Raw genomic sequence first — 14,780 nt, forward strand, 5'->3', positions numbered from 1 at the left:
TCGGGGAGGCGTGCTGGGCCCGGCGGTCCTGGACGGGGCCGGGTCGCGGCGTCAGTCGGCGACGGACGAGGCGACCGCCTCGACCCGGGCGACGCGCGCCTCGCGGTCCTCGCGATGGGCGTCGGACTCGATCACCTCGGCGGCGAGCTGGCCGCAGGCGCCGTCGATGTCGGAGCCGCGGGTGTCGCGGATCGTGGCGGAGATGCCGTTGTCCCGCAGGATCTCCACGAAGCGCTTCTCGACCAGGGGATCCGAGGCGGTCCACTTCGAGCCCTTGACGGGGTTCAGCGGGATGGGGTTGACGTGGATCCAGTGCGCCCCGCCCTTGGCGATCAGCCGGTCGGCGAGCAGCTGGGCGCGGTGGGCCTGGTCGTTGATGTCCCGGATCAGCGCGTACTCGATGGAGACCCGTCGGCCGGTGGTCTCGAAGTACTCCCAGGCCGCATCGAGGATCTCGTCGACGTCGAAGCGGGTGTTGATCGGCACCAGCTCGTCACGCAGCGCATCGTCCGGGGCGTGCAGCGAGACCGCGAGGGTGACCGGGATCTTCTCCGCGGTGAGCTTGCGGACCGCCGGGGCGAGGCCGACGGTGGAGACGGTGATGTGGCGGGCGCCCATCCCGAACCCGTCCGGGGCCGGGGCGTTCAGCCGCTTGCAGGTGGTCGCGACGGGGCGGTAGTTCGCCAACGGCTCCCCCATGCCCATGAACACGATGTTCGAGACGCGGCCGGGGCCGCCGGGCAGCTCGCCGCTCGCGAGCATCCGGTTCGCGATCCGCACCTGCTCGAGGATCTCGGCGGTGGAGAGGTTGCGGGTCAGGCCCATCTGCCCGGTCGCGCAGAAGGGGCAGTTCATGCCGCAGCCCGCCTCCGAGGAGATGCACAGGGTGACCCGGTCGCTGTAGCGCATGAGCACGGACTCGACCATCGGGCCGTCGAACAGCTTCCACAGGAACTTCTGCGTGGCGCCGTGGTCCGCGCTCTGGCGCGAGACGACGCTCAGCAGCGGCGGGAAGAAGCGGTCCACGAGCTGCTGGCGGAGGTCCTTGGGGATGTCGGTGAGGTCCTCGGGATCCGTGGTGAAGTGCTCGAAGTAGTGCACCGAGAGCTGCTTGGCGCGGAAGCCGGGCAGGCCCATCTCCTTCACCGCCTCGATCCGCTCCTCGAGCGTGAGGTCGGCCAGGTGCGCCGGCGGCTTCCCACGACGGGTGGGACGCAGCTGCAGCTGGCCGGGGGCGAGGGCGACCTTCTGCCCGGGGACGGCCTCGCGGGAGAGGTCGGGGTTGCTCGTCCCTGCGGCAGGGGTGCGAGGCGGGGTCTCGTTCATGGCAGCAGTACCTCCAGCATGACGTAGGTGGTGGGGGCGGCAAGGAGGATCGAGTCCACCCGGTCCAGCACGCCCCCGTGGCCGGGCAGCAGGTGCCCCATGTCCTTGATCCCGAGGTCCCGCTTCAGCAGCGACTCGGCGAGGTCCCCGCAGGTGGAGACCACGACCAGCACCGCGCCGATCGCGACTCCCACCCACCAGGGCAGCTCGAGCGCGAGCACCGCGATCAGGGTGACCATCGCGGTGCCGAGCACGAGCGAGCCCGCGAAGCCCTCCCAGCTCTTCTTCGGGCTGATGCCGGGCGCCATCGGGTGGCGGCCGAAGAGCACCCCGGCGATGTAGCCGCCGACGTCGTTGCCGACGGGGCCGAGCACGGCGAGCAGCACCAGCATCGCTCCCTGGTCCCGCTGCATCAGCAGGAGCAGGAAGCAGCCGAGGAAGGGCACCCAGGCCAGGGCGAACACTCCCCCGGCGACGTCGCGCAGGGCGGTCAGGCCCATCGACTCGCTGACCCGCCACAGGATCAGCACGCAGACCGCGGCGGCGGTGGAGAGCATCAGCCCCTCCGCCCCGAACACGACGGTCGAGACGACCATCCCGATCACGCCGACCAGCAGCGGCACAGCCGGGACCTCGAACCCTCCGTGGGCGAGCGCCCGGGTGAGCTCGAGCACCGCGGCGACCATCGCGATGGCCGCGACGACCGGGAACGCCTGCGGCACCACCAGCACGGACAGCGCCAGCACCGCCACGAGCGCGAGGCCGACGCCGATCGCGGCGGGGAGGTTCCGGCCGGGGCCGCGCCGCTTGGCGTGCTCGCCTTCCGGCGCGACAGCGACCGCCTCGACGGAGGTCGAGGCGGTCGCTGCGGCGGGGTCCGGCGCGGAGGTGCTCATCGCGGAGCGCTCACGGTCTGCACGGCGGGGCGGTGGCTCCGCGGCTCAGACGGTCTGGAGCTCGGTCTCCTTGAGGGCGAGCGCCTCGTCGACCTGCTCGATGAACTTCTTGGTCAGGGCCTCGAGGTCCTTCTCGGCGCGTGCGCCCTCGTCCTCGCCGATCTCCCCGTCCTTCACCAGCTTCTCGATGGCCTTCTTCGCGTTGCCGCGGGAGCCGCGGATCGCGATGCGGCCGTCCTCGGCCTTGGTGCGGGCGAGCTTGATGTAGTCGCGGCGGCGCTCCTCGGTCAGCGCCGGAAGTACCACGCGCAGCGTGTCGCCGTTGTTGGTGGGGTTCACGCCGAGATCGGACTCGCGCAGGGCGGTCTCGGTCGCGGACATCGCCGTCTTGTCGTAGGGGGTGACGATGACGGTGCGGGCCTCGGGGAACTGCAGCGAGGCCAGCTGGTTCAGCGGGGTCGGCGCGCCGTAGTACTCGACCGTGATCCCCTGGAACATCGCGGCGCTCGCCCGGCCGGTGCGGATCGCGGTGAACTCGTCCTTGGTCACCTCGACGGTCTTGGTCATCTTGGACTGGGCGTCCTTCAGGATGCTCGCGGTGTCGTCGCTCACGGGGTGCTCCTCGGTTGTCGAAGGGTGTTCGGGTCCATTGTCCCGCACGTCGCGGCGTCCGGGCGCCGCGACCTGCGGGCCGGTGTCACTTGGTGACGACGGTGCCGATCCGGTCGCCGCGCATCGCCCGGGTGATGTTCCCCGGGGTGTCGAGGCCGAAGACCATCATCTGCTGGGCGTTGTCCATGCAGAGGCTGAAGGCGGTGGAGTCCACGACCTTGAGGCCGCGCTGGAGCGCGTCGCCGTAGGTGACGTGCTCGAGCTTCGTGGCGTCGGGGTTGGTGCGGGGGTCGGCGTCGTAGACGCCGTCGACGCCGTTCTTCGCCATCAGGACCTCCTCGCAGCCGATCTCGAGCGCGCGCTGGACGGCGACGGTGTCAGTGGAGAAGTAGGGCATGCCGGCGCCGGCGCCGAAGATGACCACGCGCCCCTTCTCCAGGTGGCGCACCGCGCGCAGCGGGATGTACGGCTCGGCGACCTGGCCCATCTCGATCGCGGTCTGGACCCGGGTGGAGACCCCGCGCTGCTCGAGGAAGTCCTGCAGGGCGAGGCAGTTCATGACCGTGCCGAGCATGCCCATGTAGTCCGCGCGACGGCGGTCCATGCCGCGCTGGGACAGCTCGGCGCCGCGGAAGAAGTTGCCGCCGCCGACGACGATCGCGCACTGGACGCCCTGGGCCACGCCCTCGGCGATCTCCGCTGCGATGCGGGAGACCACATCGGGGTCGACGCCCACGGCGCCTCCGCCGAAGGCCTCGCCCGAGAGCTTCAGGAGGACGCGTCGCCCGTCCTGTCGCTTGGGCAGAACAGGGATGGGGGACGTGAACGTCTGGGTCATGGGAGGGGTCCTTCCGCGCGGGGTCCTCGGCGATGATACCGGCGCGGCCCCGCACCGATGGTGCGGGGCCGCGGGGCGGTGGCCACGCTCACGTGGCCGGCGGGCGGGGAGGACGCGCAGTGCGCCCGGCCCGGCCCGGTGGCGTCAGTTGCCGACGCGGAAGCGGACGAAGCCGGTGACGGTGCCGCCGGCCTCCTCGACGACCTGGCCGACGGACTTCTTCGGGTCCTTCGCGAAGGCCTGGTCGAGCAGGACGTTCTCCTTGTAGAACCCGTTCAGGCGGCCCTCGACGATCTTGGGGATCGCCTTCTCGGGCTTGCCCTCGTTCTCAGCGGTCTCCTGCGCGATGCGGCGCTCGTTCTCGACGAGCTCGGCGGGGACCTCGTCGCGGGTCAGGTACGCGGGGGTGAACGCCGCGATGTGCATCGCCACGTCGCGCGCGACCTCGGCGCCGGCCGCGTCGGTCGCGACCAGGACGCCGACCTGCGGGGGCAGGTCCTTGTTGGTGCGGTGCATGTACTCGGTGACGGCCTCGCCGGAGACGCGGCCGATGCGGCGCACCAGGATCTTCTCGCCCATGGACGCACCGGCGTTGGTCAGCGCCTCGCCGAAGGGGGTCTCGGCGAGCTGCTCGGGCTCGGTGGCGCCGGACTCGACGGCGGCGGCCACGGCCTCGTCGCCGAGCGCCACGAACTTGTCGTTCTTGGCGACGAAGTCGGTCTCGGAGTTGAGCTCGACGAGGGTGCCGGTGCGGCCCTCGGCGCTGTCGCGGATGTCGAAGGCGATGAGGCCCTCGGAGGCGGTGCGGCCCTCGCGCTTGGCGATGCCCTTGAGGCCCTTGACGCGGATGACCTCGACGGCCTTGGCCTTGTCGCCGTCCGCCTCGTCGAGCGCCTTCTTGACGTCGAGCATGCCCGCGCCGGTGGCCTCGCGGATCTCCTTGATGTCTGCTGCCGTGTAGTTGGCCATGTTCCTCTTCCTTGTGGGAGCTGCTTCGGGAGGTGGCGGGAGGCGCTCGGCCTCCCCGTGGAGGGGCCCGGGACCGACGTGTCGGTCCCGGGCCCGCGGATCACTCGGCGGCGGGGGCCTCGGTGGAGGTCTCCTCGGAGGACTCCGCGGCGGGGGCCTCCTCGGCGGGCTTCTCCTCGGCGGCGGCGACGGACTCCTCGGCGGGAGCGTCCTGGGACTGGACCTCGGACTGCTTGAGCAGCTCCTGCTCCCACTCGGCCAGCGGCTCGGCGTCCACGGCGGAGACGTTCTTCTCGCCGCCGGTGGACTTGGCGTGACGCTCCTGGAGGCCGGCGGCGACCGCGTCGGCGACCACGCGGGTCAGCAGCGTGACGGAGCGGATCGCGTCGTCGTTGCCCGGGATCGGGTAGGTGATCTCGTCGGGATCGCAGTTGGTGTCCAGGATCGCGACGACGGGGATGTTGAGCTTCTGCGCCTCGTCGACGGCGAGGTGCTCCTTGTTGGTGTCCACGACCCAGAGGGCGGAGGGGGCCTTGCCCATGTCGCGGATGCCGCCGAGGGTCTTCTCGAGCTTGTCCTTCTCGCGGCGCATCATCAGCAGCTCCTTCTTGGTGCGGCCGGAGGAGGCCACATCGTCGAAGTCGATCTGCTCGAGCTCCTTGAGGCGGTTCACGCGCGCGGAGACGGTCTGCAGGTTGGTGAGCATGCCGCCCAGCCAGCGCTGGTTCACGTAGGGCATGCCCACGCGGGTGGCCTGCTCCTGCACGGACTCCTGCGCCTGCTTCTTGGTGCCGACGAACAGGATGGTGCCGCCGTGGGCGACGGTCTGCTTGACGAAGTCGTAGGCCTTGTCGATGTACGACAGGGTCTGCATGAGGTCGACGATGTAGATGCCGTTGCGCTCGGTGAAGATGAAGCGACGGACCTTCGGGTTCCAACGACGGGTCTGGTGACCGAAGTGGACGCCGCTCTCCAGGAGCTGGCGCATGGTGACGACTGCCATGATGGTGTCCTCTGTTCTCCGGTCCTGGGCTCGCACGGCGCGCCCGAAGGCGTCCGCGGTCATCGCGCAGGACCTGCTTTCTCGGTTGTTCCCCCGCCACCGGTCGGTGCGGGGCCTGGTGCCCGGGTGTCGGCCGCCCTGCACCTGCCTCCGCACGGGGCGGGGACGGGAAGGACCGATGGCCGACGAGCCCTGGTGGGCACGCGAAGTCATCCGGACGGACCGGATGCTGAATGGAGTCTATCGGACGCCGCCGCCTGCTCGCGCGCGTCCTGCGTCACCCCCGTTCCGTCGAGTCCTCGCCGGGCCCCGTGCATCCCCTCCGTCCCGGCGAGTCCTCGCCGGGCCCTCGCGCGACCTCTCCTCCACAGACCCCGCGGGTCCACCGCCGCCGGGCGGGGCTCGCCGAGCCGCGGCGGGGCGCGGACGATGCCGACATGATCCCCTCGTCAGCGCCTCCGCCCTCTCCCCCGCCCGCCTCCCCGGCAGCGCGGGTGCTCGCGCTGCTGGTGCTGCTCCTGCTGCTGGCCGTGATGCCGTCCGCCGCGGCGCGGGCCGACGGTCCGCGCTGGCAGTGGCCGGTGCCGCCGCCGCGCGAGGTGATCGCGCGCTTCGACGCGCCGGCGACGCCCTACGGCCCCGGTCATCGCGGGATCGACATCGCGGTCCCGGGCGGTGCGGAGGTCCGGGCGGTCGAGGGCGGGACCGTGCGGTTCAGCGGGTCGGTCGCCGGGCGCGGCGTCGTCTCGGTGGTGCATGCCGACGGGCTGATCTCGACCTACGAGCCGGTCAACGGGGCGGTGAGCGCCGGCGACCCTATCGTGGCCGGTCAGGTGCTCGGCACCCTCGATGGCACCTCGCCCGCCTCCCACTGCGACGGTCGGGACTGTCTGCATCTGGGCGCTCGACGGGGCGAGCTGTACGTCGATCCGCTGCTGCTGCTCGGCGGGCGCGGACCGAGCGTCCTGCTGCCCTGGGCAGGCGGCGCGTCCGGAGGCGATGCGGGAGCGGCCGGGCCGAGGGCCTCCGCCGATGCCGGGGCAGGGTCTGCGGGGACGGCGTCGGCAGCAGGAGCGAGCGCGGAGCCTGCTGCAGGGGCGGGAATGCCGTCCCGGGCGATCGCTCCGGTCAGCGCTTCGGTCGGCGCTCAGGTCGCACGTCACGGCGCGCGGGCGGTCGCCCTGGCCTGACCGTGCCCGGGGCCGCCGGGGCTGTACGGCCCGGGACCGTCGGGACCGCGGGGCGGCCGGGGCTCCAGGGCCGAGGACCGCCGGCGATGGTGGCGAGCCCGGCGCGACGGGCGCGGGCGCGGCGCGCCTGCCGAGGTTCAGGCGCGCGGATGCGCCTGCTCGACGGTGCTGCGCAGGCGTTCTGCGCTGACGTGGGTGTAGATCTGCGTGGTGGCGAGCGAGGAGTGCCCGAGGAAGTCCTGGACGCTGCGGAGGTCCGCACCGCCCTCGACGAGGTGGGTGGCCGCGCTGTGGCGCAGGGTGTGCGGGGTGACGTGGCGGGCGATCCCGGCGCGGGCCGCGTAGCGGTCCACGAGGGTGCGCACGGCGCGGTCCCCGAGCCTCCCGCCCCGCACCCCGAGGAAGAGCGCCCGCCCCGGCACCTTCGCTCGGCGCGCCGCGGAGGTCCCGGCCCGGCCGTTCCCCGGGGCCTGTGCCGTGCCTCGACCGGCGGCGGTCGCTCCGGCGAGCACCGGCCTGCCCTCCGTCTCCCAGCGGCGCAGCGCCTCCAGGGCGGGGACGCCGACGGGGACGATCCGCTCCTTGTCGCCCTTGCCGCGCACGCGGACGGTGCCCTGGGCCATGTCGATCCCGCCCAGGTCGAGGGCCACGAGCTCGGAGACGCGCAGGCCGGAGGAGTAGAGCAGCTCGAGCACGGCGGCGTCGCGCAGCTGCACCGCGCGCTGGACGGGATCGACCTCGGAGGGTTCCTCGGCGGGCGCGCCGTCTGCGGTGGCGTCCTCCCCTGCTGTCTCGCCCTCCGTCGCCGTCCCGTCACGCGTTGCGGCGCCGTCCCTCGTCGCCGTGCTGCCCGGCGTCGGGGTGCCGCCTCGTCCCGGGACGGCGTCCTCGGAGTCCGTGTCGGCGCCCGGTGCCGGAGTGTCGCTCCTCCTCGGAGCGGGCTCGGTGACGATCCCGTCGAGGAGCGCGCCGGCCTGCTCGTCGGTGAGGACGGTGGGCAGGTGCCGGCCGCGGCGGGGTGCGCGGAGCCGGCCGCCGACGTCGTGCGGGATCCTGCCGGTGGCGGCGAGCCAGGTGGTGAACGTCCGCGCAGCGGCGGCGGAGCGGGCGAGGGTGCTCGCGCCGGCCCCGGTCTCCGCGCGGGCGCCGAGCCAGGAGCGCAGCGCGGTCACGTCGAGCTCGGCCGGGGCGATCCGCTCGACCTCCCGCAGATGCGCCAGCAGCGCCGCGGCCTCGCGGCGGTAGGCCCGGACGGTGTGCTCGGACCTGCCTCGTTCGAGGTCGAGATGGGCGGCGAAGGCGTCGACGATCTGCTCGTCGGTCTCCGTCGCGCGCTCCGTGCTCATCCCGTCATTCTCGCCCATCCTCGCTGCCGGGGGCAGTGCTCCCGCCGAGCCGGCCGTCAGCCCGTGCGGCGGGTGCGCCGCACCCGCGGCCCTCCCTGCTCGATCAGGCCCAGCAGCTCGAGCCGGGCCAGCGCTGCGCCGACCTCGCGCGGCGCGAAGCCGATCTCGTCCGCGAGGCGGCCCGGGGAGATGCCCGAGCGGGGCGGCACGGCATCGAGCACACGCCGATCCGCTGGTGAGAGCAGATCGAGCTCGTCCTGGCGGGCGAAGCTCCCCTCCCCTGCGGCGGGCCCTCCGGGCAGCAGGTCCAGCAGCTCGGCGGGTTCGGTGACGAGCACCGCGCCGCGTTCGCGGATCAGGCGGTGGCAGCCGGCGCTGGCGGCGGAGGTGACCGGCCCGGGCACCGCTCCGACCGGTCGGGAGAGCTGATCGGCGAGCCGCGCCGTGGACAGGGCCCCTGAGCGCCAGGCCGCCTCGACGACCACCACCGCGCGGGACAGGGCGGCGATCAGCCGGTTGCGGGCCAGGAACCTCCACCGTGTGGGGGCGGTGCCCATCGGGGCCTCGCTGAGCAGGAGGTGCTGCTCGCGGATCCGCTCGAGCAGCTGCGTGTTCCCGCGGGGGTAGAGGCGGTCGAGCCCGCCGGCGAGGACGGCGAGGGTCGCGCCGTCCTGGGCGGCGAGCGCCCCGCGGTGCGCCGCGGCGTCGATGCCGTACGCGCCGCCGGAGACGACGGTCCCGCCGGCGCCTGCGAAGGCGGCGCCGAGGGAGGAGGCGACGTCCTCCCCGTAGGGGGTCGAGGCGCGGGAGCCGACGAGCGCCGCGGCGCGCTCCCCGGCCAGGCGGTCGAGCCGGGCGGGGCCCTGCACCCACAGGCAGTGCGGGGCGGTCTCCTGGAGGTCGTCGAGGGTGCTCGGCCACTCCTCGTCCCCGGGGATCAGGACCCGGATCCTCCGCCGGTCGGCGTCCTCCAGCACGGCCTCGACGTCGACGGCGGCGAGCCGGCCGCGCCAGCGCTGGAGGGCGCGGGAGGCGCGGGCGTCGGGCGTGCCGGCGCCGGGGTCGGCGGCCTCGGCCGGCACCTGTCCGTCCAGCGCGGCGAGCAGCTCGGTCGGCGTCGCCTCGCGCGCGAGCTCGAGCGCGGCGCGGGGTCCGAGCCGTTCCCGGGCCAGGAGCGCGACGGAGTCGGACGGCTCGGCGAGCAGGGACCAGGTGAGCCGGGCCCGGCGCTCGGCCTCGCGGGTGAAGTCGGGGCTCTCGGGGTTCTCGGGGTTCTCGGTCATCGGGCGTCCGCCTGTCGCAGGGTGAGGGCCTCGCCGATGTGCAGGGCGTCGGGCCGGCCGGCGCCGTCGAGGTCGGCGAGGGTCCAGGCCAGGCGCAGCACGCGGTCGTAGCCGCGCAGGGTCAGCCGGCCCTGGCTGAGGGAGTGGCGCAGCAGCGCGAGGTCCGCCGGGGCGGGGGCGAACTCGGTCCGCAGCAGCGGGCCGGGCAGGTGGGCGTTGGTGCTCCAGCCGCGTCCCTCGTAGCGGCGCGCCTGGCGTGTGCGGGCCCGGCCGACGCGGGCGGCGATCGCGGCGCTGGGCTCGGCGGGCTCGGTGCCGCTGCGGTGGAGGTCCACCGGGCCGACGTCGACGCGCATGTCGATCCGGTCCATCACGGGGCCGGAGAGCCGGGAGAGGTAGCGGCGACGCTGCAGCGGGGTGCAGGTGCACTTCTCGCCCTTGCCCCAGGCGTTCCCGCAGGGGCAGGGGTTCGCGGCCAGGACCAGCTGGAAGCGGGCCGGGTATCGGGTGACCCCGCGTGCCCGGTGCAGGGTGATGTCCCCGGTCTCCAGGGGTTCGCGCAGCGCCTCGAGCACGCGGGCGGAGAACTCCGGTGCCTCGTCGAGGAAGAGCACCCCGCAGTGGGCGCGGGAGATCGCGCCGGGCCGGGCGAGACCTCCTCCCCGCCGACGATCGCGGCGGCGGTGGCGGTGTGGTGGGGGCTCTCCAGCGGCGGGGTGCGCAGGAGGCCGTCGTGGGCGTCGAAGCGGCCGTCGAGCGAATGGACGGCGGAGACGTCCAGGGCGTCCTCGGTGCTGAGCTCGGGCAGGATGCCGGGCAGGCGCGCGGCGATCATCGTCTTGCCGGCGCCGGGCGGTCCCTGCAGCAGCAGATGGTGGGCGCCTGCCGCGGCGACCTCCGCGGCACGGCGGGCCTGCTCCTGGCCGATCACGTCGGCGAAGTCGACTGTGCTGCCCGCGTCTCGTTCCACTGCGGCGCCCGCGGGCAGCGGCTCGCGGGCGGGGGACGGCGGGACGTCCGCGCCGAAGCGGTGCAGGAGGGTGGTGAGGTCGGGCGCCGCGTCGACCTCGATGCCGCCGACGAGTCGGGCCTCGGCGAGGTTCACCTCGGGGACCACGGCGCGGGAGAGCCCCTGACCGCGGGCGGCGAGCAGGGCGGGCAGCACCCCGGGGACGGGACGCAGCCTCCCATCGAGCCCGAGCTCGCCGAGCAGCACGGTGTCGGAGGGGACGTGGGTGAGCAGGTCGCCCTGCGCGTCGAGGACCGCGAGCGCGATCGCGAGGTCGAAGCCGGAGCCGTGCTTGGGCTGCCAGGCCGGGGTCATGTTCACGGTGATCCGGCGCTGGGCGAGGCGGAGGCCGCTGCGGGCCGCGGCGGCGCGGACCCTGTCCTTGGCCTGGAGGGTGGAGGAGTCCGGCAGGCCCACGAGCGAGAACGCGGGCAGGCCCGGGGAGACGTCGGCCTCGACCTCGACCAGGGTGCCCTCGAGGCCGGTGAGGCTGATCGAGAGGGTGCGCGCCTGGCCCATCTCAGTGCACCCCTTCGAGGTGCTCGAGGGAGAAGACTCCGTCGAGGTGGGCGTGCACGGCGATCACGTCGATCCGCACGTCGCGGTGCGGGGTCGAGCGCTCCATCAGGTACTCCCCCGCCAGGCGGCGCAGCCTGCGCAGCTTCGCGGGGGTGACGGCGGCCTGCGGCACCCCGGTGACGAAGGAGCGGCGGGTCTTGACCTCGACGAAGACGAGGGTCGTGTGCGCGAGGGCGACGATGTCCAGCTCGCCGTGCTCGAGCCGCAGGTTGCGCTCCACGATCTGCCAGCCGCAGGCCACCAGGTGGTCGGCGGCGAGGTCCTCCCCCGCACGACCGAGCTCGAGGGTGGTCATCTCCCGCACGCGGGGCGGTGCCGGGGCCGGGCGCGGCCTGTCGGCGCGGAGGGAGGCGGGCGGGGTGCCGGGGACGGGAGCGAGGCTGTTCATGCCCGTCAGCCTCGCCGGAGCGTCCCGGACGGGGAAGCGGCCCCGGGATCCTGGGGACGACGGGGCGCTGTGGAGGAGAGGTCGCGCGGCGCCGGAGGTCCGCGCCTCGGGCTCAGGGCAGGGAGATGTCCTGCTTGTTGAGCTCCTCGATGTTGACGTCCTTGAAGGTCACCACCCGCACCGAGCGCACGAAGCGGTTGGAGCGGTAGATGTCCCACACCCACACGTCCGCCAGGCGCAGCTCGTAGAACACCTCGCCGCCGCCCGAGCGGACCTGCAGGTCCACCTGGTTGGCGAGGTAGAAGCGGCGCTCCGTCTCCACGACGTAGGTGAACAGGCTGACCACGTCGCGGTACTCGCGGAAGAGCTGGAGCTCGAGGTCGGACTCGTAGTTCTCGAGATCCTGGCTGCTCATCGGCGCTCCTCCTCGTCCTGCGGGCTCCACGGGCCCTCCCACAGTACGCCAGCGGAGCCGGGCGTCGGGACGGTGCCCGCGACGGGTGCCGCGGCGGGGCGGGCGCCACGACCGGCGGCGGGCGCGGAGCCGAGTCGCCAGCTGCGGCGATGGTGCTCGTGCACGCCGATCCTGTCGATCGCCGCGCGGTGCACCGCGGCGCCGTATCCCTTGTTCGAGCCCCAGCCGTACTCGGGGGCCTCCGCGTCCAGCTCGACCATCCGCGCGTCCCGCGCGACCTTCGCGAGGACGCTCGCCGCGGACACGCTCGCGCAGTCCCGGTCGGCGGCGACCCGCAGCTGGACCAGCGGCGCGGGGCGCTCCGCGGTCGTCAGCGCCGGGGTGAGCACGTCCGCATCCCCGTCGAGCAGGAGCGCGTCGGCCTCGACCCCGAGCCCCTCGAGCGCGCGCAGCGCGGCGCGGGTCAGGGCGGCCATGATCCCGATCTCGTCGATCTCGGACGCCTCCGCCCAGCCGACGGCGCCGGCCAGCGCCGACTCGCGGATCGGGTCGACGAGCGCCTCGCGGCGGCGGGCGGTGAGCTTCTTGGAGTCCCTCAAGCCGTCGGGCAGGGGTGCGACCTCGCCGTCGGTGATCTCGAGGGCGACCGCGCCGACGGCGACGGGGCCGGCGAGGGCGCCGCGGCCCACCTCGTCCAGCCCCACCACGACCCGGCGCCCTGGGCCCGCGCGGCGGGCGAGCTCGCGTTCGAGGTCGAGGGTCGGTGCGGGGGCGGTCACGGCTGGTCGGGCACGTCGGCGAACGCGTCCGACCCGTCTCCGAGACCGGTCCAGCGGCTCGCGGGCCAGAACACGACCTCGGCGCGGCCGGTGATGTCCGACTCGTCGACGAAGCCGCCGTCGCCCTGCACCTCGTGCCAGGCGGAGTCCGCGGAGGCGTAGCGGTTGTCGCCCATCACCCAGACCTTGTCGTCGGGGACGGTGACGTCGAAGGCCGCCTGGCAGGCGGGGGTCTCCGGGTTGATGTACGGCTCGTCGAGCGCAGTGCCGTTGACCTGCAGGGCGGCACCCTCCTCCTCGCACACCACGTGATCGCCGGGCAGGCCGATCAGCCGCTTGACCAGGTGGTCCTGGGAGGGGTCGGGGGCGAGCCCGATGAGCGAGAGGGCCATCATGACCCGCACCCGGGGGGTGGGGTTCTCGGTCGCGTCGCCGGGGATCCAGTCCGCCGGGTCCTCGAAGACGATGACGTCGCCGCGCTCGAGGTCGAACACCCCGGGGCTGAGCTTGGAGACGATGATCTTGTCGTCCTCCAGCAGCGTGGGGTTCATCGAGGCGGAGGGGATGTAGAACGGCTGGATCAGGAAGGTCTTCACGAGCACCGCGATGACCAGCGCGACCACCATGGTTACGAGCGTGTCCAGCCACAGCGGCATCCGCTGCCTGCGGCGGTGGGTGCGGCCCTCGCCCTCGGGGCGGTCCTGCGCCGCGGGGCGCTCGTCCCCCTGCGGGGCGCTGCTCTCGGACGCGGTCGTCGCGGTCGAGGCGTCCTCGGCGGGAGCGGCGTCCCCGGTCGGGGAGCCAGCTCGGCGGTTCTCGGCGGACGCATTCATCGCGGCAAGGATAGCCGCTGGGGGCTGGGAGTCAGAGGGAGCCGCCGCGAGGCGGTGGCCACACGATCCGCTCGACCCTGCCGACCACCCGATCCACGGGGATCATCCCGCCGCCGGGGGCGCCGAGCAGGTGCCGGGAGTCGGTGGAGTCGGGACGGTTGTCGCCGAGCACGAACATGCGCCCCTCGGGGACGACGAGGTCGAACTCGGTGGTGCTGGGCGCCATGCCGCCCGGCAGGTAGGGCTCCTCCAGCTCCTCGCCGTTCAGCAGCAGCGCGCCGTCGTCGCCGCAGCAGGTGATGGAGTCGCCGCCGACGGCGATCACCCGCTTGACCCAGTAGCGGTCGCCGTCCTCCGCCGAGGGGGCGAAGTATCCCCTCCCGTCGAAGACGACCACGTCCCCGCGCTCGGCCTCGCCGGCGCTCGTGCGGTCGGCCAGGAGCACGTCCCCGGTCTCGAGGGTCGGGGCCATGGAGGCCGACGGGACGCGGAAGGGCTGGACCACGAAGTGCCGCACGGCGAGCACCGCGAGCAGCGCCAGCACGACGCAGACGGCGACGGCCACCACCGGGTGGGGCCGTCGCCGTCTCGCCGCGCTCACGCGGGTGGTCCTGGGATCCGGGAGCGGATCAGGAGTGGTCGCGCTTCTCCTTGATGCGGGCCTTCTTGCCCGTGAGGTTGCGCAGGTAGTACAGCTTCGCGCGGCGGACGTCACCGCGGGTGACGACCTCGATCTTGTCGACCGTCGGGGCGTGCACGGGGAACACGCGCTCCACGCCGACGCCGAAGGAGATCTTGCGGACGCGGAAGGTCTCGCCCACGCCGTGGCCCTGGCGGCCGATGACGTAGCCCTGGAAGACCTGGATTCGGGAGCGGTTGCCCTCGATGACCTTCACGTGCACCTTGACGTTGTCGCCGGCGCGGAAGGCGGGGACGTCCTCGCGCAGGGACGCCTTGTCGAGCTCGTCGAGCTTCTGCATGTCTCTCTCCTGGCCTCCGCCTCAGGTCGTCGGCCTCGTTCGTCGCGCCGCCTCGCGGGCGACCCGTCATGAACCGTCGATCCGGCGGGGAGCTGGCTCCCCGTGCCGGTGTGCTGGGCCTCTGGCGGCGACTCCCATCGCCACGGACCTGCCCGACCGCGTCATGCGCCCTCCCCTGAGGCAGAGAGGCGCGCGGTGCGCACGAGGGGTCATTCTGCCAGCGCACGGGAAGGGGCGGCAAGCCCGCACCGGGGCGTTCGTGCCGGTGATCACCGTGGAGGGCTGTCGGATCGCTCACGTCCGGGTCGCGGGCGGGGCGTCCCCGGCGCGTCGG

At 73.7% G+C, this 14,780-nt stretch carries 15 protein-coding genes and 1 pseudogene; 1 reads left to right on the forward strand and 15 read right to left on the reverse strand.

The annotated features are described in order from the left end of the window. Nucleotides 1–51 precede the first annotated feature (51 nt). From rlmN to rpsB, 6 genes are all read right to left on the reverse strand, one after another. Nucleotides 52–1,326, reverse strand: a complete 1,275-nt coding sequence (gene rlmN, locus RBL05_RS05650; RefSeq protein ID WP_308740307.1) for a 23S rRNA (adenine(2503)-C(2))-methyltransferase RlmN — start codon at nucleotides 1,324–1,326, stop codon at nucleotides 52–54. Next, nucleotides 1,323–2,222 (reverse strand): phosphatidate cytidylyltransferase, encoded by a 900-nt coding sequence (locus RBL05_RS05655; protein WP_308740306.1) that lies wholly within the window; start codon nucleotides 2,220–2,222, stop codon nucleotides 1,323–1,325. Before RBL05_RS05655 ends, rlmN begins: the two co-directional genes overlap by 4 nt. A 45-nt stretch (nucleotides 2,223–2,267) precedes the next feature. Beyond that, a complete protein-coding gene (gene frr, locus RBL05_RS05660) occupies nucleotides 2,268–2,834 on the reverse strand; it encodes a ribosome recycling factor (protein ID WP_308740305.1) in 567 nt (188 codons plus the stop codon). 85 nt (nucleotides 2,835–2,919) lie between these two features. Next, a complete protein-coding gene (pyrH, locus tag RBL05_RS05665; RefSeq protein WP_062949160.1) occupies nucleotides 2,920–3,672 on the reverse strand; it encodes a UMP kinase in 753 nt (250 codons plus the stop codon). Between the two features lie 144 nt (nucleotides 3,673–3,816). Beyond that, the gene (gene tsf / locus RBL05_RS05670) at nucleotides 3,817–4,641 is read right to left on the reverse strand and encodes a translation elongation factor Ts (protein WP_308740304.1); all 825 of its coding nucleotides are present in this window, start codon (nucleotides 4,639–4,641) and stop codon (nucleotides 3,817–3,819) included. 100 nt (nucleotides 4,642–4,741) lie between these two features. Beyond that, nucleotides 4,742–5,644 carry a 30S ribosomal protein S2 gene (rpsB, locus tag RBL05_RS05675; protein ID WP_029360685.1) on the reverse strand — a complete coding sequence of 301 codons (903 nt, stop codon included), beginning with the start codon at nucleotides 5,642–5,644 and terminating at the stop codon, nucleotides 4,742–4,744. 437 nt (nucleotides 5,645–6,081) lie between these two features. Between rpsB and RBL05_RS05680 the strand changes: the two genes are divergently transcribed. Beyond that, complete coding sequence (locus RBL05_RS05680; protein WP_308740303.1) at nucleotides 6,082–6,834, forward strand: murein hydrolase activator EnvC family protein; 753 nt, start codon at nucleotides 6,082–6,084, stop codon at nucleotides 6,832–6,834. A 137-nt stretch (nucleotides 6,835–6,971) separates the two neighbouring features. Here RBL05_RS05680 and RBL05_RS05685 read toward each other — a convergent pair whose 3' ends face one another. The 9 genes and pseudogenes from RBL05_RS05685 to rplS all read right to left on the reverse strand — a co-directional run bounded on the left by RBL05_RS05685 (nucleotide 6,972) and on the right by rplS (nucleotide 14,446). Next, nucleotides 6,972–8,180 carry a tyrosine recombinase XerC gene (locus RBL05_RS05685; protein WP_308740302.1) on the reverse strand — a complete coding sequence of 403 codons (1,209 nt, stop codon included), beginning with the start codon at nucleotides 8,178–8,180 and terminating at the stop codon, nucleotides 6,972–6,974. A 56-nt stretch (nucleotides 8,181–8,236) separates the two neighbouring features. Beyond that, complete coding sequence (dprA, locus tag RBL05_RS05690; protein WP_308740301.1) at nucleotides 8,237–9,463, reverse strand: DNA-processing protein DprA; 1,227 nt, start codon at nucleotides 9,461–9,463, stop codon at nucleotides 8,237–8,239. Next, nucleotides 9,460–10,991, reverse strand: a pseudogene (locus RBL05_RS05695) (YifB family Mg chelatase-like AAA ATPase). The gene dprA and the pseudogene RBL05_RS05695 overlap by 4 nt, the downstream one beginning before the upstream one ends. Before the next feature lies 1 nt (nucleotide 10,992). After that, complete coding sequence (locus RBL05_RS05700; RefSeq protein ID WP_263310663.1) at nucleotides 10,993–11,439, reverse strand: YraN family protein; 447 nt, start codon at nucleotides 11,437–11,439, stop codon at nucleotides 10,993–10,995. 112 nt (nucleotides 11,440–11,551) lie between these two features. Further along, nucleotides 11,552–11,854 carry a DUF2469 domain-containing protein gene (locus tag RBL05_RS05705; RefSeq protein WP_010551350.1) on the reverse strand — a complete coding sequence of 101 codons (303 nt, stop codon included), beginning with the start codon at nucleotides 11,852–11,854 and terminating at the stop codon, nucleotides 11,552–11,554. Then, nucleotides 11,851–12,633 (reverse strand): ribonuclease HII, encoded by a 783-nt coding sequence (locus RBL05_RS05710; RefSeq protein ID WP_318604145.1) that lies wholly within the window; start codon nucleotides 12,631–12,633, stop codon nucleotides 11,851–11,853. The genes RBL05_RS05705 and RBL05_RS05710 overlap by 4 nt, the downstream gene beginning before the upstream one ends. After that, a complete protein-coding gene (gene lepB, locus RBL05_RS05715; RefSeq protein ID WP_308740299.1) occupies nucleotides 12,630–13,466 on the reverse strand; it encodes a signal peptidase I in 837 nt (278 codons plus the stop codon). The genes RBL05_RS05710 and lepB (RBL05_RS05715) overlap by 4 nt, the downstream gene beginning before the upstream one ends. Nucleotides 13,467–13,497: 31 nt before the next feature. Beyond that, nucleotides 13,498–14,067: a signal peptidase I gene (gene lepB, locus RBL05_RS05720; RefSeq protein WP_308740298.1), complete on the reverse strand. Its 570-nt coding sequence runs from the start codon at nucleotides 14,065–14,067 to the stop codon at nucleotides 13,498–13,500. Nucleotides 14,068–14,095: 28 nt separating this feature from the next. Next, entirely contained in the window at nucleotides 14,096–14,446 is a 351-nt protein-coding gene (gene rplS / locus RBL05_RS05725; protein ID WP_010551346.1) for a 50S ribosomal protein L19, read from the reverse strand. Nucleotides 14,447–14,780: the final 334 nt, after the last annotated feature.

The organism is Brachybacterium sp. GU-2 (assembly GCF_030866705.2).
Taxonomy (GTDB): domain Bacteria; phylum Actinomycetota; class Actinomycetes; order Actinomycetales; family Dermabacteraceae; genus Brachybacterium; species Brachybacterium conglomeratum.